Below are 19,153 nucleotides of genomic sequence, written 5' to 3' on the forward strand. Positions count from 1 at the left end.
GCTTCGTGGGCGGAGTCGACGCAGAGGGGCTCCGCGCCCTGGGCGTCGTCGTACGGGTCGGTGATCAGCAGAGACAACACCGCTGGCGCAACGACGGCCGCACGAACATCTACTCGGTCTCCAAGGGCGTGTCGGTCCTGGCCGCTGGACTCGCCTTCGATGAGGGACTGCTGACCCCTGACTCGCGGGTCGGACAGCTGCTACCAGCCGCCTCCCTCGGCGCGGACGTCGACGGAGTGACGATCGAGCACCTGCTGTCGATGACCAGCGGTATCGACTTCCCGTGGTTCGAGGGCGACCCCTGGCCGGAAGCCGACCTCGCACACGCCGTGCTCAGCACGCCTTCCCGCGGGCCCGGCCTCGTCTTCCAGTACTCCGACGCCAGCACGTACGTCGCGATGCGGATGCTGGGCGCGATCGTCGGCGACGTCCGGGACTGGCTGATCCCCAGGCTGTTCACACCGCTGGGCATCGACGATCCCGAGTGGCACCGATGCCCGCACGGATGGATCATCGCCGGCAGCGGCCTCGAACTGCGAACGGAGGAGTTGGCCCGCGTCGGCCGGCTCCTCCGCGACCGCGGGATGTGGAACGGCCGACAGTTGATCAGTGCACAACGGATCGACCGCATGCACAGTTCGTGGATCGACACGGGCGGCCCCGCTCCATTCACGCGCTACGGCTCAGCGGGCTGGGACGGACCGCGTGACTGCTGGCGACTCGACGGTGCGCGCGGACAGTACGTCGTCGTAGACGCTGCACGCGACGCCGTCATCACCATCACCGCCGACGAGCCAGAACGCGACCACCGGCTCGCTGAACTCGCCGCGGACGCCCTCCTCGGATGACAACGCCGGCGGGGCACAGGCGCCCGGCGGCTCCCTGCACGATCACCGTTTCGGTGGACGATCCCCACACGGACGCAGGCCGCGCAACGAGCAGAGATACTCTTCCCGGATGTCGTCCCCGTCCATCCCCCGCGAAACCGTCGATGCTGCCGAGGATCGATTGCTGGACGCGATGCGCGCAAGCGACGTCGATGCGCTTGGTCGACTGCTCGCACCCGAGCTGATCTTCACGACACCCGAAGGCTCGATCATCAGCCGGGACGACGATCTCGGAGCACATTCGTCGGGCACGACGAAGTTCGAGTCGATTGCTGAAATCAGTCGCAGCACGCTGGCCGTCGCCGGCGGCGCCCGGACCAGGTCCGTCGTGGACGTCGTTGTGATCGACCACGGCAAGCGGATCGAGGCTCGGCTTCACTACGTCCGCGCATGGCAGCGAATCGCCGGGCGCTGGATGGTCGTCTCCGGAAGCGCAACACTCGCACCCGCACCGAACGCCTGATCGTTCCGCTGAAGGATCCCCATAAGGCACGACTGCCGGGACCCTGCAACCCTTTGATGAAGCATCACGGACGCGGAGTGCGCCTGGAGGATCGATGCGCGATGTCCGTTCAGTCGTCGGCCGGCCGCTCATTCCAGACGCCGGCTCAGGGGGTGAGCTCGTCCTCGACCTTGTTCTGGAGGCCGCGGGCCTGTCCTTCGATGCGGCGCAGGCGGCGGAGGTACTGGTCCTTGTCGGAGATGTAACCGTGGGTGCCGGCGGTTTCGTCGTGCTCGATGGTCTGCTCGGTCACGGTGTCCTCGTCCCCCTGGTGCCCGGTGCAGCTCGACCGCCGCCGGCGTGCGGCGGGCGGGTGCGGAGGGGGTTCTCAGCAGCTCCGGCTGCTTTCTGAATACTCTAGGGGGGTATGCCCGGGTGTCCCTTTCGGATGCCCGTGAAGGTGTGGTGTGCGGTTTCGGAGGTGTGGATCATGAGCGACAGCGTCGTTTCCAGGCTGTCCACGCCGCTGACGCGCGCGATTGTCGTGGTCCTGACGTCGGCGGCGCTGCTGCTGGGAGTGTCCGCGATGCACTCCATGATGGGCAGCCACTCCGACGCCTCCCTGTCCGCGGGACACACGCATGCGGAGTCGGGGCACGCCGACACGGTGGCCGCCTCGACCGGCGGAATGTCACCCGCGGCCGGCACCGATCACGGCGCGGTCGTACCGATGGTGCCGTGTGATGACAGTTGCGCGATGGGGTGCGCTCTGATGGCCGCGACCTGCGTCATCGTCTTCTTCCTCGCGTCCCTGATCCTCCTGGCCCGGGTGCCGGCGCTGTTCGCGCGGGTGCTCGACGCCGGTCCGCGCCTGCTGCGCCTGGTGCCGCGCGCGAAGTTCCACGTGTATCTGCCGTCGTTGACGGTCTTGTCGATCAGTCGCACCTGATTCGCCCCGTCGTCGCAGCCTCCGCTGCGACCTCATCACCGCGCCCGAAGGGCGCGATTCCGGCGACCTCTGCAACCTAGTGAATGGACACGACGACTCATGAACACGAAGCGCACTCTTCTCGCCTCGACCCTCGCTCTGGCGACCGCGATCACCCTCTCTGCCTGCTCGAACAGCTCCTCCGGGACGGGCGGCATGGAGGGAATGGACCACAGCAGCTCCTCCGCGTCCGCGTCCCCGTCTTCTACCGCCGCGGCGGCGGCGGACTTCAACGATCAGGACGTGACGTTCGCGCAGATGATGAAGCCCCACCACGAGCAGGCGGTGGAGATGGCCGACATGATCCTCGCGAAGGACGGCATCAGAACGGACGTGACCGGCCTCGCGACGCAGATCAAGGAAGCGCAGGGCCCGGAGATCTCTCAGCTCGAGGAGTGGATCACCGCCTGGGGTGCTGAGGACGCGATGTCGGGCATGGATCACAGCATGGACGGGATGATGTCCGGCGAGGACATGTCCGCGCTGGAGAACGCGACCGGCCCTGAGACGGAGAAGCTGTTCCTCGAGCAGATGACGATGCACCACGAGGGTGCTGTGGAGATGGCGCAGACCGAGGTCGACGAAGGCCGGAACACGGACGCGATCGAGATGGCGAACACCATCGTGCAGACGCAGACGGAGGAGATCGCGACCATGCAGGATCTCCTCGCGTCCCGCTGACCCGGTCGCCAGCGGCGACTACGGACGCACCTGGACGGTGCTGCGGCCCTTCTCGTGAGGGACCGGGCTGCTGCCACGCTCGCGCGCGGCGCGGGTGCTGGCCTGCGGGGACAGGTCCAGGCGCCGCAGCAGTTGCGCGTTCACGGCGACGACGACCGTGGACGCGGACATCAGCAGCGCACCGACCGACACAGGCAGCACGAACCCGATCGGGGCGAGCACACCTGCGGCCAGAGGGACGGAGAGCAGGTTGTAGCCGGCCGCCCACCACAGGTTCTGCTTCATCTTCCGGAAGCTCGCCCGGGACAGCTCGATCACGGACAGCACCGACCGGGGATCATCCGATGCGAGGATCACCCCGGCGGACGCGATCGCGACGTCCGTGCCGGCACCGATCGCGATACCGACATCGGCCTGCGCGAGAGCGGGCGCGTCGTTGACGCCGTCCCCGACCATCGCGACGCGGCGACCCTCCTTCTGCAGCTCGATGACCTTCGCGGCCTTGTCCTCGGGCTTCACGCCGGCGAACACCCGGTCGATGCCGAGCTCGTCCCCGACGGTGCGGGCGACGGCTTCGGCGTCACCGGTGATCATGACCACCTGCACGCCGATCGCGTGCAGCGCGTCGACCGCCTGCCGGGACTCCTCCCGCACCTCATCCGCGAGCCCCAGAGCCCCGATGACCCGGCCGTCGCGGAGCACGTGCAGGATGATCATCCCGTCCGCCTCCCACGCCCGCGTCTGCTCGAGCGGCGCAGCGTCGTGCGCGCGGAGCATCGACGGACCGCCCACGCTCACTTTCACGCCCTCGACGCTCGCTGTGACACCGACCGCTGTCGACGCCTCGAAGCCGGTCGCCTTCGCCACCGTGACACCCCGCGACGCAGCGGCGGTGACGATCGCGCGAGCGAGGGGGTGCTCGCTGTCCGCCTCGACCGCCGCGGCGATCGCGAGCAGCTGCTCCTCCGACAGATCCCCGGAGACGTGCACCGCCGAGAGGGTCGGCTCGCCCTTGGTGAGGGTGCCCGTCTTATCGAACAGGACCGTGTCGACGGTGCGCATGCTCTCCAACGCGAGACGGTCCTTGACCAGGACACCGCCCTTCGCGGCGCGCTCGGTCGCGATGGACACCACCAGCGGGATCGCCAGGCCCAGCGCGTGCGGGCACGCGATCACCAGAACGGTGATCGTGCGGATCACCGCATCGTCCGGGCTGCCCAGCAGCGACCACACGATCGCGGTGATCACCCCGGCGCCCAACGCGAACCAGAACAGCCACCCCGCCGCGACGTCCGCGATCCGCTGCGCGCGGGAGGACGAGTTCTGCGCCTCGGTGACCAGGCGCTGGATGCCGGCGAGAGCAGTGTCGTCGCCGACCGCTGTCACCTCCACCCGTAGCGCGGTGTCCGTGGCGACCGTGCCCGCCACGACCATCGATCCCGGACCGCGGCTGACGGCGCGCGACTCCCCCGTGATCATCGACTCGTCCACATCAGCGGTGCCCTCGATCACCCGGCCGTCCGCCGGCACCCGGCCGCCGGGACGCACGATCACGACGTCGCCCTGCACCAGATCCGCGGGAGACACCTTCTCCACCTCGTCGTCGCGCACCCGTTCCGCCTCATCCGGCAGCAGCGCCGCGAGAGAGTCCAGGGCCGAGGACGTCTGCGCGAGGGAGCGCATCTCGATCCAGTGCCCGAGCAGCATGATCACGATCAGCAGCGCGAGCTCCCACCAGAAATCGAGCTCGTGATCCAGCAGCCCGGCGCTCGCACCCCACGACGCGAGGAAAGCGACCGTGATCGCCAACGCGATCAGCAGCATCATCCCCGGCGTCCGGGAGCGCAGCTCCGACACCGCCCCTTCCAGGAACGGCCGGCCGCCCCACACGTACATGACCGTGCCCAGTACCGGCGAGATCCACGCGACCCCCGAAGCCTCGGGCAGCGGATAGCCCAGGATCATCGCGAACATGCTGCTGAACGCCACCACCGGCACGGCGAAGACCACCATGATCCAGAACAGACGCCGGAACTGGCCCACGTGATCACCATGACCCCCATGGCCGCTGTGCCCCCCATGGCCGCTGTGCCCTGCGTGACCGCTGTGATCGTGGTGGCCGGCGTCACTGTCGTGCTCGCCGTGACCCGGGTGACCGGCGGGGTCCCCGTGCTCACTGTCGACGGTGTGACCGGCGTGACCATCGGGAGCTGTGCTCACGGCCTGACCGTGCGGGGACCCGTGATCCTCCGGCATCGCGTGGCCGCTGTGCTCGGACTGCGCCGGCACCGACGCCGCACCGTGATGTTCACCGTGCCCGCTGGAATGCCCCTCGTGCTTGACCATCGTGACTCCTTCCGGCCTGAACCGACCTCACCGAACCGTATACCCCCCGGGGGTATCTGACAACGGGTTGAAAGCGGTGTTCATTCCCCGTGCGTGCGCTCTCAGTGGCCGGGCTCCAGCCGCCGTCGACGTCCTCTTCCGGCTCGCGCACAGACGCGGGACGCACCGCGTTCACCGCCTGGTCCCCCGGAACGCGGTCTCGCCCTGAAGAACGACAACGGACGATCAGGGTCGCGGGGAATCGCCGCCGTCCCGACGGGGAGGGCTCGATGGGCCCGTCTTCGGCGGTCGCGCTACCGAGTTGCCGACCGGCACTTGGACCGGCTCGCCCCGGTGGAGCAGCTAGGGCTGCGGGGTCGCCTCGCCGGCGATCTCGGCGAGGGCCGCCACATGCCCGTCGAACGCGCGCTGTCCGCTCGGGGTGAGCGTCAGCCAGGTCAGCTGACGGCGGTCGCTCCGTCCGGCCGACGAGGCTTTGCGGGAGGACACGTAGCCGTTGTCGGCGAGGGCGCGGAGGTGCTTGGAGAGGCTCGCGTCCGCGATGCCGAGGGTGTCGCGGAGCACGGTGAAGTCGATCTGATCGACGCGGCGCAGGATCCCGCAGATACGCAGGCGGGCGGGAGCGTGGATCAGCTCGTCGAAGGCGGCGTCAGCCACGGCGGGCGATCTGCCGGACCGCCGCGCGGAACGCGAGCGTCGACAGCCAGGTGACGAGGAGGAACGCGGCGATCGCGGCGATCGCCACGGCCCAGCCGAGTCCCTGGGCGACGAGCCCGAGCGAGACCGAGAACAGGAGGAGGCACGAAGCGAGGGCCGCGCCGACGAGCAGCATCGCTTCGACGCCGACCCGCCGGAGCCGGATACCCGTGGCGCGTCGCAGGAGCACCACGAGCACGACGGCCGCAGCGATCACGAGCCACGACGTGGTGGGCGGCTCGTAGTCGGCGCCCGGTGAGAGCGCGGCGGCCTGCGCCACCCAGAGCAGTGCGAGGACGCCGAACCCGGCGAGGTGCCGGCGCGGTGTGGAGATTCGGGCGACGAGGGCCTCCCGGTCGGACCGGAGGCCGTCGAGGGCGGAGGACGCGTCGGATGCTCGATCGTTTTCCATAAGGGAAAACTACACATCGTTTTCCTGTCATGCAAGTGATGTCGGTGGTGCTCGATCACGCCTCGGCTGCACACGGCTCAGGCCGGACGGGTCTGACCGGCGCGAACGGCGCCGGCAGGACCACGCTGCTGCGGCTCCTCGCGGGCGAGCTCGCGCCCACGTCGGGCTCGATCAGCCGCTCGGCGGCGGTCGGCGTGCTGCCCCAGCACCTCGCCCGCCTCACTGCGACATGCGATTGACGATGGAGGGCATCGCCGGCCGCGCGGGCACCGGCAAGCAGACGCTCTACCGGACCTGGCCGTCGACGGCAGCGATCGTGTTCGACGCTCTTCTCGCCCGGAGCGAGACTCCGGAGGGCACGGTCTCCCTACCGGACACCGGCGATCTGAAGGCCGACCTGCTCCTCCTGATCGAGGAGACGGTCCAGGAGCTCACCTCACCCGCGACCGAACCTCTGCTGCGGGCCGTCACCGCCGCGATCCAGACCGACCTCGAGCTCGCTCGCCAGTACCGCGAACGGCTGCTCGAACCCCAGATGGCCGCCGTCGCTCGGCGCTTCGAGCTGGCGGGCGCCGCCGAACCGGCCGCGGCGGCGGAGCTCCTGCTCGGCCCCGTCCTCCACCGGTGGCTGCTCCGAAGCGGCGACTTCGACCGCGAGTGGATGCAGCGGCACACCGACCGGGCCCTGCTCGGCGCGCACGTGCGCTGAGTCATGGAGCGCGACCGGTGAACGATCCTGTTCGCTGAAGGCATTCGGTGACCACGGCTGCTGACGATCGAGCGAAGGCAGCAGCACACGTCATCGGCGCTCGAGAAGCCGCCGACGAGCTCGAGAGAACTGGGATCGCTCTTCTCGCCCGCTGATTCCTGCCGCGCCCACTCGTGTCCACCGCGCAGCAGCCGATCTCGAGCACGACTGGCGAGCGCGCATCGAACGTGGATCAGTCGGGCCGACGTCGTTCGATGAGGACCGTGTCGCGCCAGGTGCCGACGGCTGGTCCGTAGGTCATCAGGGCGATGCGTTCGCGGGTGCCGACGCGGCGGAAACCGGCGCGGTCGTGCAGGGCGAGGCTGGCGGAGTTCTCCGGGAAGACGCTCGACTGGATGGTCCAGAGTCCGGCGTCGTCGGCGGCCTCGATGAGCGCCTGCACGAGCATCGCGCCGATGCCGAGGCCACGAGCGGCAGCGGCGATGTAGACGGAATGCTCGACGACTCCCCGGTACACGGGGCGGTTCGAGACGGGCGAGAACGCCGCCCAGCCGAGGATCTCGTCGCCGTCCGCGGCGACCAGGCGCCCGACGTCGAGCTTCCCCGCATCGAACGCCACCCAGGACGGCGGCTCCGCCTCGAAGGTGGCGTGCCCGGTGGCGATCCCTTCGCGGTAGATCGCTTCGACCGCCGCCCAGTCCTCGGGGAGCATCGCCCGGATCGCGGTCATGAGCATCAGCTTCCTCCGGCGGATCCGATGTCGGTGGAGCACACGCCGGTCTCGGGGAGCACGGACATCGCGCTCGATGCGACCGGAAACGTCGGGGACGATCGCGTCAACGCCGGCCAGCTCGCCGTGTTCGAGGACGTCGCACGCAACCCTGGAGCATCGATCGCCGACATCACCGCCCGCACCGGTCTCGCGCAGAGCCTCATCTCGCGGATCGTGCACGCCGCCGCCGGCGCAGACGCGATGACGGTGACGGTCGACGAGCGCGACCGCCGCAGGGTGCGCGTCGAACTCAGCCCCTCCACACGGAAGGCTGTGATGGAGCGAGCAGGCAACTCGCTCGACACGGCTCTCGCCGCCCACACCCCTGCGCTCAGCGCGAACGAACGCGCCGCGCTGCTCCAGCACCTCGCATTCGCAGCCGAACTCCTCTCCCGCTGATCTCTCCGCTCGAACCTCGACGTCTTCACGCTCACTCCCTCTTCGGGGAGGCGTGGGAAGCCTGTCCTGCCTGGCGCGGAGGAGACTCCGGTGCTTCGATGAGCCTCATGCCGACCGGTCCGACTCCTCCGCCCTCCACCCCTCGCGCGGAGCCGCATGACGGCGCGATCTCGGGGCGCCTGAACTGGTTGCGGGCCGGTGTGCTGGGCGCGAACGACGGCATCGTCTCGGTCGCCGCTCTCGTCGTGGGTGTCGCCGGAGCGACGACCGCCACGGCGCCGATCCTGACGGCAGGTGTCGCGGGTGTCGTCGGCGGTGCGATCTCGATGGCGCTGGGTGAGTACGTGTCGGTGAGCAGCCAGAGCGACAGCCAGCGCGCGCTGATCGCGAAGGAGCGCGCCGAGCTGGCCGAGGACCCCGCTGGGGAGCTCGACGAACTCGCCGGGCTCTATCGAGCGCGTGGCCTGACCCCGGAGACAGCGCATCAGGTCGCCCGCGAGCTGACCGAGAACGACGCTCTGACCGCACATCTGGAGGCGGAGCTCGGGTTGAACGAGGAAGCGGTCGCCAGCCCGCTCGCCGCCGCCGGCGCCTCGGCCCTGGCGTTCTCCCTCGGAGCCGTGCTGCCGCTGCTCGCGATCCTGCTCCCGCCGCCGGAGCTGCGGGTTCCGGTGACCTTCGTCATGGTGCTGATCGCCCTCGCCGCGACCGGCTACATCAGCGCGCGGGTCGGCGGCAGCCCGGCTCTGCGCCCGATGATCCGCATCGTCGTCGGCGGCGCTCTGGCCCTCGCCGCGACCTTCCTGATCGGCTCGCTGCTCGGTACGTCCGGCGCGGTCTGATGTCCCGGATCCTCGTCGTCGAGGACGACCCGCAGATGGGCGCCCTCGTCGAGCGCGGGCTGCGGGAGGACGGCTACGACGTGCAGCTCGTCGACAACGGCGTCGACGCGCTGATCGCCTTCACGGCGGGAGACGTCGACGTCGCCGTCGTCGATGTGATGCTGCCGGGGATGACCGGGTTCGAGGTCTGCCGGCGGATGCGGGAGTCGGGCAGCACCGTCCCGGTGGTGCTGATCACGGCGCGGGACGCCGTCGAGGACCGGATCTTCGGGCTGGACTCGGGCGCCGACGACTACGTCACGAAGCCGTTCCACTTCGGCGAGCTGAGCGCCCGGATCCGCGCGCAGATCCGCCGCCGGGCCAGCGGCCCGCAGCCGGTGGTCCAGATCGGAGCGCTGCGCCTGGACGCCCTGTCCGTGCGAGCCACGGTCCGAGAGCGCCCCTTCGCGCTGAGCGTGAAGGAGTTCACGCTGCTGCGCTTCTTCGCGGTGCATCTCGATGAGGTGCTGAACCGGACGGAGATCCTCACCGAGGTGTGGGGATCACCTGAGACGTTCGAGCCGACCCTCGTGGACCAGTACGTCAGCTACCTCCGCAAGAAGCTCGCCCTGGCCGACGCGGGCCTGCGGATCACGACCGTCCGCGGCGCGGGGTACCGGCTGGAGCGCACCGAGTGAGGCTGCTGCGCTCCCTGTCGATCCGCTCCCGGATCACCCTCGGCAGCCTCCTCGTCGCGCTGATCGGTGTCGGCGTGATCACCCTCGTGCTGCACGGGCAGTTCCGCAGCATCGTCGTCGCGTCCGAGGTGACACTCGCCGAGGGCGACCTCGCCCCGTATCTCGCCGATCTGGGATCGGACCCGACCGAGACCCCGGACCCACCGGCCGAGGGGATCCTGATCTTCGCGCGCGCTCCCGGCGGGGCGGTCCCCGTCGACACGATGCCGCACGACGTCCACGAGGTTCTGGAGCGCAGCACCGGCAGCGACGGCACCTCGACGGTGATCACCGACGAGGACGTCCGGTTCACGATCGTCTCCCGGACCCTGGACACGAGTGCGGGCACGTGGGAGCTGTGGGCGGCGCGCAGCGGCGCCGGCAGCGACCTCACCGTCTCGGCCCTGGACCGGACGCTGCTCATCAGCGCCGCGGCCCTCGTGATCCTGTCCGCTCTCGCCGCATGGCTGCTCACCGGGGCTGCTCTTCGTCCGGTCGAGCGGATGCGCCGCACCGCCGCGTCCCTCGGCGACCGGGGCGGCGGCGAGCTCCCTGTCGGGCCGGCGACTGATGAGCTGTCGGATCTGGCGGAGACGTTGAACGCGTTCATCGCCCGGATGCGGGACACCGCGGATCGGGAGCGGCAGATGGTGTCCGCGGCCAGCCACGAGATCCGCACCCCGCTGGCCGTCGTCATCACCCAGCTCGAACTCGCGCACCGGCACTTCGGCGACGCGGACGCCCTCGCGAAGGAGATCCGCGCCGCCGAGGGATCCCTCGCTCGCCTGTCCCGCCTGGCGACGAACCTCCTCGAGCTCTCCCGCCTGGACGCCGCCCCGCCCGTCGCCGCGCGCGCGACGGCGAGCGAGCTGGAGACCGAGCTGATGGACTCCGTCGACCGGCTGAGGACGATCACGGGCGGTGCCGGCCCCGAGATCGAGCTCGACACCGCGATCGAGCGGGCCGATGCGCCCTACCCGCTCTCGGTGAGCGCGTTCTCGCGGATCCTCGACAATCTCGGCGCGAACGCGATCGCCGCGACGCCCCCTGCCGGACGCATCACCCTCCTCCTCGAGCAGCACGACTCCACCCTCGAGCTGCGCGTGGAGGACACCGGGCACGGCATGCCGGAGGAGTTCGTGCCGCACGCGTTCGAGCGCTTCTCCCGGCCCGACGAGGCGCGCACCAGCCGCGACGGCGGCAGCGGGCTCGGGCTCGCCCTCGTCGCAGCCCTCGTCGACACCGCCGACGGATCGGTCACCCTCGAGAACCGCCGCCCCAGCGGAGTGAGGGTGACGGTCGTGCTGCCCGAGCGGTGACATGTGAGACCTCGAACACGAATCGGACTCCGGCGGGGAATCGGCACGCATCCCTCATAGCCGGCACCAAGACTTCCCCGCGACGGTGAGAGCGCGCCCCCGAAAACCCCGGGTCGGCGCACTCGACACCGACCGGAGGGCGCCGCCGTGAGCACCACGATCCGACCGACCAGGGCACCTGCGCCCCACGCCCCGACCACGCTGCGGCGGTCCCAGGCCGACCGCGAGCGATCCCTGCGCCGGCGCCTGCGTTCCGCGGACGCGCTCGTCACCGCCGGCTGGGTGTCGGTCGCCCTCGCCATCGCGCTCTACCTCGCAGCCGGCGGACCCGCGCAGGTCACCGACCTCGCCGGAGCCCTCACGGCCGCGGGGATCGTCGCCGGTCTCGTCGGCACCGACCTGATCCTGGTCATGCTCGTCCTGGCCGCCCGGATCCCCTGGATCGATCGCACCTTCGGCCAGGACACCGCGATGGCGCTGCACCGTCGCCTCGGCAAGCCCGCCCTGTCTCTGATCCTCGGGCACGGCGCCCTGCTCACCGTCGGCTACGCCCTCACCGACGGGCTGACGCTGTGGAACGAGACGCTCGCCCTGTACTCCGGCGCCGACATGCTCCTGGCGCTGCTCGGCAGCACCCTGCTGGTGCTCGTCGTCGTCACCTCCCTCGTCGCCGTGCGCCGCCGCTTCGCGTACGAGGCGTGGCACGCGATCCACCTGCTCAGCTACGCCGCCGTCCTCGTCGCCGTCCCGCACCAGCTCTCCGCCGGCCAGGTCCTCGCCGAGAGCACCCCGCAGCGCGTCTACTGGATCGCCCTCTACGTCCTGGCGTTCGGCGCGATCGCCTGGTTCCGGTTCGCGGTACCGGTCCTCGCGACGCTGCGGCACCGGATCCGGGTCGAGGCCGTCGAGACGATCGCCCCCGGCGTCTTCTCGATCCACCTCTCCGGCCGCGACCTCTCCCGCCTCGGCGTGATCGGCGGGCAGTACGCGATCTGGCGGTTCTGGAGCCGCGGCACCTGGTGGCACGCGCATCCGATCTCCTTCTCCGCGGTCCCGACCGACACCCGCGCGCGGATCACCGTCCGCGCACTCGGAGCCGGGACCGACCGTCTCGCGCGACTGCGCCCCGGGACCACGGTCTCGATCGAGGGCCCTTACGGGATCTTCACCGACGTCGCCCGCACCGCCCCGCGCCTCGCGATCATCGCCGCGGGCATCGGCATCACCCCCGCCCGAGCACTCCTCGAGCACGGCGGCCTCCGACCCGGCGAGGCCACCGTCCTGCTGCGCGCCACCGACGACTCCGAGACCTACCTCTGGGACGAGACGCAGACCCTGGTCCGCAGCAGCCGCGGCGCGCTGTTCGGGATGATCGGCCGGCGGCCGGCAGGGCTCGCGACGTGGATGTCCGCCGAGTCCATCGCCCGCGGTGTGACGATCACCTCGGCGCTGCCCGGCCTGCTCGAATCCGACCTGTTCGTCTGCGGTCCCACCGCCTGGGCCGACCTCGTCGTCCGCGACGCGCGAGCGGCAGGCCTGCCCGATCGGCAGATCCACGTGGAGAGGTTCGACTGGTGAGAACACGAGCAGCAGCCGCCAGCGTCCTCGCCTCGCTCGCCGTCCTCGTCGGAGGCTGGCAGATGGGATCCGCCGGAGCCACCGGGTCCCCGCTCGCCACCGGGACCAGCGCCACCACGGCCACGGACCCGACCGCCCCCGCGGCGACCACGCCGACCCCGGCCGGCACCCCGGCCCCGACGACGCCCGCAGCACCCTCCACCGGCGCGACCACCGACCCGTCGGCCGGTGCGAGCTCGACGGCCACCGCGAGCCCGTCCACCTCGACCGACGGCACCTCGACCGACGGCACCTGGACCGGCTCGTCCGTGGCGACGCGCTTCGGCGCGGTGCAGGTCGCGATCACCGTCGCCGGCGGGCAGATCACCGACGTGACCGCCGTGCACCTCACGGACAAGGACGGCCGGTCGGTGTCGATCTCCGACCGGGCCGCGCCGATCCTGCGTCAGGAAGTCCTCGCCGCCCAGTCCGCGAACGTGCAGGCGGTCAGCGGAGCGACGTACACCAGCGACGGATACCTCACGTCCCTGCAATCGGCGATCGACCACGCCGGACTCTGACCGTGCACACGTTCACGACGATGGGCACCGTCGTCAGCCTGCGCGCCGCCCACGACGCCCCGGTCAGTGACGTCGAGGCCGTCTTCGCCGAGGCCGACGCCCGCTTCAGCCTGTACCGGCCGGAGTCGGAGGCGTCCCGGATCGCCCGAGGTGAGCTCGCGCTGACCGCCGCGTCCGAGCAGATGCGGACCGCGTACACCGAATCGCTCCAGTGGCGCACCGCGACGGACGGCGCCTTCACCCCGCACCGGCCCGACGGGGTCATCGACCTCGCCGGAACCGTCAAGGCGACCACCATGGCGCAGGCGGCCCGGCTGCTCGGAGACGGCGAATGGCTCCTCGACGTCGGTGGCGACGTCCTCACCTCGCCCCTCGGCAGCTGGAGGGTCGGCATCGTGGATCCCGGCGACCGGCGGGCGCTGCTCTGCGTCGTCCCGCTCGGCGACGGGCGCCGCGCAGTCGCCACCTCCGGGACCGCCGAACGCGGAGAGCACGTCTGGCGCCGACCTGCGGAGCCCGGCGACGTCCCCTTCGTGCAGGTGTCCGTGATCGCCGAGGACATCGTCACCGCCGACGTCCTCGCGACCGCGATCCTCGCCGGCGGCACTCCGACGCTCGACACCGCCACCGACCGCTTCGACGTCGACGTCCTCACCGTCGACGCCACCGGCGCCCTTCTCGTGACCGACCGGCTCCGCCGCCTGATCGCACCGGCGAGCGAGCACACGCACTGACTGCGCCCGGTCGGCACCCCGCCTCGGGGCGGTGAAGCGGGGAGTCGGCTCCGAGGACGAGCGAGCGATCGTTCGAGGGCTCACACGAACCCCTCTGTCGGAACGGCGCACCGGATCCAGCGGGTTAGCGTCACGAGGACACCACTCCTCGACCGAAGGCGCCCCGATGAACGACTGGCAGATCAACGGCCTCCCCCTCCATCCGCTCCTCGTGCACGCCGTCGTGGTCCTGCTCCCCCTCGCCGCACTGATGCTCATCCTCGGCAGCGTCTGGCCCGCCGCCCGCCGCAAGTTCGGGATCCTCACCCCGATCATCGCCCTCGCCGCGCTGATCGCCGTCCCGCTCACCACGCAGGCCGGCGAAGCCCTCGAACGCCGGACGGAGCCGTCCGCGATCCTCGAGCAGCACACCGAACTCGGCGACCACCTGCTCCCCTGGGCCGCCGGCCTGTTCCTCGTCGCCCTGGTGCAGTGGCTCTGGTTCCGCCGCACGCGACGAACCGAGGACCGACCCGCCACCCGCCGCCCCCTCGTCGGGATCGTGCTCGCCGTCGCAGCGATCGCCGTCTCCGTCGGAGCGACCATCGACGTCGTCCGCATCGGCGACTCCGGCGCGCAAGCCGTCTGGTCCGACTCCACCTCGAGCACCGGCACCGATCAGGCACCCGCGCCCGACGGCGACGACTGACCCACCCGCTCTCGGGCAGTGCCCTCTCCGGCGGACACCGGAAACACTCGCGCATGCTCTTTCTCGCCCCCGCTCCTCGTCCGGACGATGGCAGGTCCTGTCTTCAGGACGGAGTTCTCCCACGCCGTGGCGGCGAACTCCCCGTCAGCCGCGGACAGGATTGACGCCGGTACAGCTGATCACGACCCCGCTCGAACGTCACGGGACGCTTCAGCAGCGATGGCGGGTGCCTGAGTCGGAGCTCCTGCTCGGATCTGCACGAGGGTGAGGTCGAGGAGCGGCGTCGGGACGCTCAGCTCCCGCGCTCGGCGAGCGAGGTCGCCGAGCAGGTGCTCGGCCTCGGTGGGCAGGCCGGCGACGAGGTCGCGGTAGAGCGAGGTCGTGAAGGCGGACCCCTCCTCGGTGAGGATCGCGAGGGACTGCTCGTGCGCCGCGGCGGACACCGGCAGGCCGGCCGCGTCGGCGACGGTCTCCGCCTCCTCGATCGCGTCGAGGATCCACGGGAGGGCCCCCGCCTCGAGGGCCGGGCCGATCGCGCTTCGGAAGAGGCAGGTGACGACGCCCGCTGCGGCGATGAAGACCCACTTCTCCCACAGCGCCGAGAGCACGTCATCCGACACCCGCAGGTCGATGCCGGGGACGTCGAGCGCTTCGGCCACGTGAGCCGGCACCGGTGCGTCCGTCAGCGAGCCGATCGTGAGCACCGAGAGCCCGGTCATCTGGCGGACCGCGCCGCCGTCGAGAGTCGCGACGATCTTGGCCGAGCCGCCGAGCACTCGCCCGGGGAACTCGGTCTCCAGCAGGTCGATGTGCGCCATGCCGTTGAGGATCGGCAGCACGAGCGTCTTCTCGGTGACCCAGGCGCGAACATCGGCTACGGCGTCGTTCAGCGCCGACGCCTTGACCGTCACGAGCACCAGATCGAAGGCGGACGCCGCCTCCCCCACGACCAGTGTCGTCACGTCGAGGGTGCGGTCCTCCGAAGGCGAGACGAAGCGGAGTCCGTCTCTCCGAAGCGACTCGGCCCTGCCTGCACGCACCAGGTAGGTGACGTCGCGGCCGGCTTCCTGCAGGCGGCTCCCGAACGCACCACCGGTCGCGCCCGCTCCGACGATGAGAATCCGCATGGCGATGCCCTTCTGTCGCGACCACGAGTCCTCCGAGAGTAGGACGTGGCCGCCACCCTCACGACCAGCCGCAGCGCACTCAGGAGCAGACCTGACCTTCCGCAACTCCTGGGGAGAGATGGTCTTCACGCCGGGTGAGTGATGTCCGACCGCTCGGCAAGTCCGGTCGACCGACGCGACGGCACCCCGGCCGACGCCACCGGGAGTGCGGCGCTGAACGATCCCGCTACGGGACGCCCGCCGCCCATAGCCTGTGGGCATGCGGCCACTGAGGAGACGACTGCCCGGCTGGGCGCTCGTGCTCCTGTCGGTCCCGCTCGGTCTCGCCTCGATCGCCCTCGGATGGACCTTCGCCGGGAGGGATCCGATGAGCGTGCAGTGCTCGCGAGGGCCGTTTTCCGAGGTGGGCGATCCGTCCGACGAGTCCGTCCGCATCACCGGTGATCCGACGCTCCTGCCCCTGGGGGTGGACTGCACCTACGACGCCGACGGTGATGACGTCGGCCCGCAGACGATTCGTCACTACGACTTCCCTGCGACGGTCGGCCTCCTCGTGAGCGTCCTCGCTCTCGGCGGAGGCGGGGCCCTCGTCCTCGTCCGCGACCAGGGGCCGTCAGCGCCCGCCAGAACATTCCTCTGCGGGACACCACCTCACGTCGGCTCGTCGCGCGGGCGCCCTCATGCCAGGATCGGGCCATGGGGATCAGCAGAATCGGAATCACGCTCTCGATCACGGCTCTAGCCGGCGTACTCGTGCTGTCCGGCTGCACCGCGGACGAGACCGCCGGCGACGAATCGTCGACAGTTGCTGTCGAATCGTCGGGCGTGGATTCGGCAGGCTCGCCGGGTCCGGCCGTGTCCGACGACCCTCAGCTCAGTGCATTCGAGCAGCAGCTCCCTCTGAGGGGCGAGTTCGTCAGCCAGCAGACCGAGACGACAGGATCGGTCCTGATCGAGCGCCGCGCGGACGGATCGACCTGGGCGACCGTCACCGGATTCTCGACCGGTGACGCCTCTGATCTGAGGCTGGAGCTCAAGGAGGGCGCGCTCGAGCAGGACGGCTCGGGCGCCTGGGTCGACACTGCCGGCTACTCCTTCGACATCGGTCCCCTGGACCCGGAACAGCCGGACCAGGAGATCGCCATACCCGGAGCACACACCATGCCGGTGATCAGGACCCTCACCGCCGTGAATTACGAAGGCCCGGATTACCCGTCCTTCGGGTCCGTCTCCCTGGAAAGGTAGCCCATCGCGCACTCGTCGACGCCGAGACGGAGCGCGGCTTCGGAGGTCATTGCAATGCAGGCGAAGGGATTATCCAGTGACACGACCGCGATCAGACGCGAGAACGGTCCGCGCGAGGATCCGTCTGCGTCCGACCAGCGACGGCGGCCGGCAGGCGCCCATCGGTCTCGACGGAAGGTATCGACCTCATGCGGTCGTCGTCGGCGGCGACGGAACGCATCTCGGCGTGATCGTGCGCAGCAGCGAGGCTGCGGAAGTCGAACCCGGCGAGACGAGCGAAGTGACCCTTCAACTTCTGTACGACATCGACTACAGCTCCCTCAGCGCCGGAGCGGACTTCACCATCGTTGAAGGCTCCAAGTCCGTGGGCGACGGACGAGTCCTGTGAAACAGCCGCCTGAGGAGGCCGCCGTGCTCGGGAAGCACGGTCGAGCGTTCCGCCTGATGACGCCCGAGCAGGGACCCCATACCGAACGGCCGACGCATCGGCCGTCAGCGCAGGGGCCTCGGTCGCCGCGATCCTGCGCATGCGTCGGAGATCTGGCCGCAACTGCTCGGTCAGCGCGCTCCGGGGCCTCGGCCACCGCCGTGATGGCGAGACTGCGGGTGACGATCGGTCACTCCTGAAGAAGGGCCGTGTCGATCAGCGGTTCTCCGAAGGCGGTGCGGGACTTGTCGACGTCGACGGTGCGCGGGTCCCCTTCGATCCGGTCGCGCAGGCGACGCCGGGGTGTCGTCTGCTGCGATTCGCCGTCCGCAGCCGCCCCGTCGGCAACGCCGTCGCCGGCTCGCCTGCGGTCGCCCCGCCCGCAGCAGGCTCATCCCCCGAAGCCCGCTGTCTAGGGTCGAGTCATGGACTCCGTCTGGCCCGCCGCCGTCGCCCTGCTCGGGGGATCCGTGCTCGCGATCGTCGGCCTGGTGCCGTGGGCGGCGCTGCAGTACCGGCGGCGCGGCGAGTTGGGGCTCGGGCCGGCGGTCCTCGCCTTCCTCACCGTCGTGTATGCGCTGGCGCTCGTCACCTACACGCTGCTGCCGCTGCCGGACGCGAGCACGGTGGAGGCGCTGTGCCGCACCCCGTCGTCGCCGCAGCTGCGGCCCTTCACCTTCCTCGCCGACATCGCGAAGGAGGGCGGGCTGAGCGGACCGCTCTCGATCGTGACGAACCGGGCGTCGGCGCAGGTCGTCTTCAACGTGATCCTCTTCGTGCCGCTCGGGATGCTCGTGCGCCAGGTGGTCCTGCGGGGCAGGCTCGCGGCGGGCGTGGTCGCCGGCGGTCTCGCCGGGCTGGCGGTGTCGCTGCTGATCGAGTTCACCCAGCTCACGGGCGACTGGTTCCTCTTCCCCTTCGCCTACCGCCTCTTCGACGTCGACGATCTGCTCGCGAACACCGCCGGCGCCCTGCTCGGCACGGTGCTCGCTCCCGTGCTCGTCCTGCTCACCGGGCGGCGCGGCGAGCGCGACGCGGGGCAGCCGCGGCCGGTCACCCTGCGGCGCCGGCTGTTCGGGATGCTCTGCGACGCCCTCGTGCTGACCCTGGTGTCGGGAGCGCTGGCGTCGGTGACCGCGCTCGGCCTCGTGCTCCTCGAGCCGGGCGTGCCGGCGGGGCTCAGCCCGCTGGTGCTGGGCGTCCTCGCGTTCGCAGCGCCGGTGCTCCAGCTCGTGCTCGTGCTGCGCACCGGGCGCACGATCGGCGAGGCCGTCGTCCGCCTGACGCCCTCGACGCTGCCGGCGCTGTGGCAGCGGCTGGTCCGCTGGGCGCTGGGGTCCGGCGGATGGGCGGCCGCGCTCGCCTCCCCGCTGCCCGGTTCCGGCACCGGCGCGACGCTGCTCGTCCTGGCGGCGCTCGTCGGGGTGCTCGCCACCCGGGATCGACGCGGCTTCGCGAGCGCGGTGGCGAAGCTCGGCGTCGTCGACGACCGGGCGCCGGCCGTCGAAAGACCGGCGAGCGGCACCGATACGCACTGACCGCGAAAGTCCGCGTATCTGACTGGAGTGACGTTATAGTGAGAAAC

22 protein-coding genes and 1 pseudogene are annotated in these 19,153 nt (G+C 70.7%); 17 read left to right on the forward strand and 6 right to left on the reverse strand.

All coding sequences use genetic code 11. The features are described 5' to 3' along the window. The first annotated feature begins 5 nt into the window (after nucleotides 1–5). Complete coding sequence (locus EDF35_RS11685) at nucleotides 6–848, forward strand: serine hydrolase (RefSeq protein WP_243839942.1); 843 nt, start codon at nucleotides 6–8, stop codon at nucleotides 846–848. Nucleotides 849–957: 109 nt separating this feature from the next. Continuing rightward, nucleotides 958–1,350: a nuclear transport factor 2 family protein gene (locus EDF35_RS11690; RefSeq protein ID WP_123704098.1), complete on the forward strand. Its 393-nt coding sequence runs from the start codon at nucleotides 958–960 to the stop codon at nucleotides 1,348–1,350. A gap of 157 nt (nucleotides 1,351–1,507) precedes the next feature. Here EDF35_RS11690 and EDF35_RS11695 read toward each other — a convergent pair. Beyond that, a pseudogene (locus tag EDF35_RS11695) lies at nucleotides 1,508–1,627 on the reverse strand (metal-sensing transcriptional repressor); the annotation flags it as partial. 192 nt (nucleotides 1,628–1,819) lie between these two features. Here EDF35_RS11695 and EDF35_RS11700 point away from each other — a divergent pair. Together EDF35_RS11700 and EDF35_RS11705 are read left to right on the forward strand one after the other, a co-directional pair. Then, nucleotides 1,820–2,278 carry a hypothetical protein gene (locus EDF35_RS11700; RefSeq protein WP_133962455.1) on the forward strand — a complete coding sequence of 153 codons (459 nt, stop codon included), beginning with the start codon at nucleotides 1,820–1,822 and terminating at the stop codon, nucleotides 2,276–2,278. A gap of 99 nt (nucleotides 2,279–2,377) precedes the next feature. Continuing rightward, nucleotides 2,378–2,998 (forward strand): DUF305 domain-containing protein, encoded by a 621-nt coding sequence (locus tag EDF35_RS11705; protein WP_133962456.1) that lies wholly within the window; start codon nucleotides 2,378–2,380, stop codon nucleotides 2,996–2,998. A gap of 18 nt (nucleotides 2,999–3,016) precedes the next feature. Here EDF35_RS11705 and EDF35_RS11710 read toward each other — a convergent pair whose 3' ends face one another. The 3 genes from EDF35_RS11710 to EDF35_RS11720 form a co-directional block, all read right to left on the reverse strand. Further along, complete coding sequence (locus tag EDF35_RS11710; RefSeq protein ID WP_133962457.1) at nucleotides 3,017–5,344, reverse strand: heavy metal translocating P-type ATPase; 2,328 nt, start codon at nucleotides 5,342–5,344, stop codon at nucleotides 3,017–3,019. Nucleotides 5,345–5,686: 342 nt separating this feature from the next. Beyond that, nucleotides 5,687–6,001 carry a transcriptional regulator gene (locus EDF35_RS11715; protein WP_123704108.1) on the reverse strand — a complete coding sequence of 105 codons (315 nt, stop codon included), beginning with the start codon at nucleotides 5,999–6,001 and terminating at the stop codon, nucleotides 5,687–5,689. After that, nucleotides 5,994–6,452: a hypothetical protein gene (locus tag EDF35_RS11720; protein WP_133962458.1), complete on the reverse strand. Its 459-nt coding sequence runs from the start codon at nucleotides 6,450–6,452 to the stop codon at nucleotides 5,994–5,996. The genes EDF35_RS11715 and EDF35_RS11720 overlap by 8 nt, the downstream gene beginning before the upstream one ends. 38 nt (nucleotides 6,453–6,490) lie before the next feature. On the opposite strand from EDF35_RS11720, the gene EDF35_RS11725 reads away from it, so the two are divergent. Together EDF35_RS11725 and EDF35_RS11730 are read left to right on the forward strand one after the other, a co-directional pair. Beyond that, entirely contained in the window at nucleotides 6,491–6,691 is a 201-nt protein-coding gene (locus EDF35_RS11725; protein WP_123704112.1) for an ATP-binding cassette domain-containing protein, read from the forward strand. Continuing rightward, on the forward strand, nucleotides 6,682–7,161 hold the full coding sequence (locus tag EDF35_RS11730) for a TetR-like C-terminal domain-containing protein (protein WP_133962742.1): 480 nt from the start codon (nucleotides 6,682–6,684) through the stop codon (nucleotides 7,159–7,161). The genes EDF35_RS11725 and EDF35_RS11730 overlap by 10 nt, the downstream gene beginning before the upstream one ends. Nucleotides 7,162–7,393: 232 nt before the next feature. Here EDF35_RS11730 and EDF35_RS11735 read toward each other — a convergent pair whose 3' ends face one another. Beyond that, on the reverse strand, nucleotides 7,394–7,891 hold the full coding sequence (locus EDF35_RS11735; RefSeq protein ID WP_133962460.1) for a GNAT family N-acetyltransferase: 498 nt from the start codon (nucleotides 7,889–7,891) through the stop codon (nucleotides 7,394–7,396). A gap of 33 nt (nucleotides 7,892–7,924) precedes the next feature. Between EDF35_RS11735 and EDF35_RS11740 the strand changes: the two genes are divergently transcribed. The 8 genes from EDF35_RS11740 to EDF35_RS11775 all read left to right on the forward strand — a co-directional run bounded on the left by EDF35_RS11740 (nucleotide 7,925) and on the right by EDF35_RS11775 (nucleotide 14,769). Beyond that, nucleotides 7,925–8,332 (forward strand): helix-turn-helix domain-containing protein, encoded by a 408-nt coding sequence (locus tag EDF35_RS11740; RefSeq protein WP_133962461.1) that lies wholly within the window; start codon nucleotides 7,925–7,927, stop codon nucleotides 8,330–8,332. A gap of 107 nt (nucleotides 8,333–8,439) precedes the next feature. After that, nucleotides 8,440–9,174 (forward strand): VIT1/CCC1 transporter family protein, encoded by a 735-nt coding sequence (locus EDF35_RS11745; RefSeq protein ID WP_243839977.1) that lies wholly within the window; start codon nucleotides 8,440–8,442, stop codon nucleotides 9,172–9,174. Beyond that, nucleotides 9,174–9,851: a response regulator transcription factor gene (locus EDF35_RS11750; protein ID WP_123733165.1), complete on the forward strand. Its 678-nt coding sequence runs from the start codon at nucleotides 9,174–9,176 to the stop codon at nucleotides 9,849–9,851. Before EDF35_RS11745 ends, EDF35_RS11750 begins: the two co-directional genes overlap by 1 nt. Beyond that, the gene (locus EDF35_RS11755) at nucleotides 9,848–11,209 is read left to right on the forward strand and encodes a HAMP domain-containing sensor histidine kinase (protein WP_133962463.1); all 1,362 of its coding nucleotides are present in this window, start codon (nucleotides 9,848–9,850) and stop codon (nucleotides 11,207–11,209) included. The genes EDF35_RS11750 and EDF35_RS11755 overlap by 4 nt, the downstream gene beginning before the upstream one ends. Nucleotides 11,210–11,356: 147 nt before the next feature. Then, on the forward strand, nucleotides 11,357–12,787 hold the full coding sequence (locus EDF35_RS11760) for a ferredoxin reductase family protein (protein WP_243839943.1): 1,431 nt from the start codon (nucleotides 11,357–11,359) through the stop codon (nucleotides 12,785–12,787). Continuing rightward, nucleotides 12,784–13,347, forward strand: coding sequence for an FMN-binding protein (locus EDF35_RS11765; protein WP_243839944.1), 564 nt, complete (start codon nucleotides 12,784–12,786; stop codon nucleotides 13,345–13,347). The genes EDF35_RS11760 and EDF35_RS11765 overlap by 4 nt, the downstream gene beginning before the upstream one ends. A 2-nt stretch (nucleotides 13,348–13,349) precedes the next feature. Continuing rightward, entirely contained in the window at nucleotides 13,350–14,081 is a 732-nt protein-coding gene (locus EDF35_RS11770) for an FAD:protein FMN transferase (protein ID WP_243839945.1), read from the forward strand. A 166-nt stretch (nucleotides 14,082–14,247) separates the two neighbouring features. Then, nucleotides 14,248–14,769, forward strand: coding sequence for a DUF2231 domain-containing protein (locus EDF35_RS11775; protein WP_133962464.1), 522 nt, complete (start codon nucleotides 14,248–14,250; stop codon nucleotides 14,767–14,769). A 179-nt stretch (nucleotides 14,770–14,948) separates the two neighbouring features. On the opposite strand, the gene EDF35_RS11780 is transcribed toward EDF35_RS11775, so the two are convergent. After that, nucleotides 14,949–15,896, reverse strand: a complete 948-nt coding sequence (locus EDF35_RS11780; protein WP_133962465.1) for a 2-dehydropantoate 2-reductase — start codon at nucleotides 15,894–15,896, stop codon at nucleotides 14,949–14,951. 696 nt (nucleotides 15,897–16,592) lie between these two features. On the opposite strand from EDF35_RS11780, the gene EDF35_RS11785 reads away from it, so the two are divergent. From EDF35_RS11785 to EDF35_RS11795, 3 genes are all read left to right on the forward strand, one after another. Continuing rightward, complete coding sequence (locus tag EDF35_RS11785) at nucleotides 16,593–17,141, forward strand: hypothetical protein (protein ID WP_133962466.1); 549 nt, start codon at nucleotides 16,593–16,595, stop codon at nucleotides 17,139–17,141. A 76-nt stretch (nucleotides 17,142–17,217) separates the two neighbouring features. Next, complete coding sequence (locus EDF35_RS11790; RefSeq protein ID WP_133962467.1) at nucleotides 17,218–17,529, forward strand: hypothetical protein; 312 nt, start codon at nucleotides 17,218–17,220, stop codon at nucleotides 17,527–17,529. Between the two features lie 464 nt (nucleotides 17,530–17,993). Beyond that, complete coding sequence (locus EDF35_RS11795) at nucleotides 17,994–19,106, forward strand: VanZ family protein (protein ID WP_133962468.1); 1,113 nt, start codon at nucleotides 17,994–17,996, stop codon at nucleotides 19,104–19,106. Nucleotides 19,107–19,153 lie beyond the last annotated feature (47 nt).

It is taken from the genome of Rathayibacter sp. PhB151, from assembly GCF_004366415.1.
In the GTDB taxonomy this organism is placed as follows: Bacteria; Actinomycetota; Actinomycetes; order Actinomycetales; family Microbacteriaceae; genus Rathayibacter; species Rathayibacter festucae.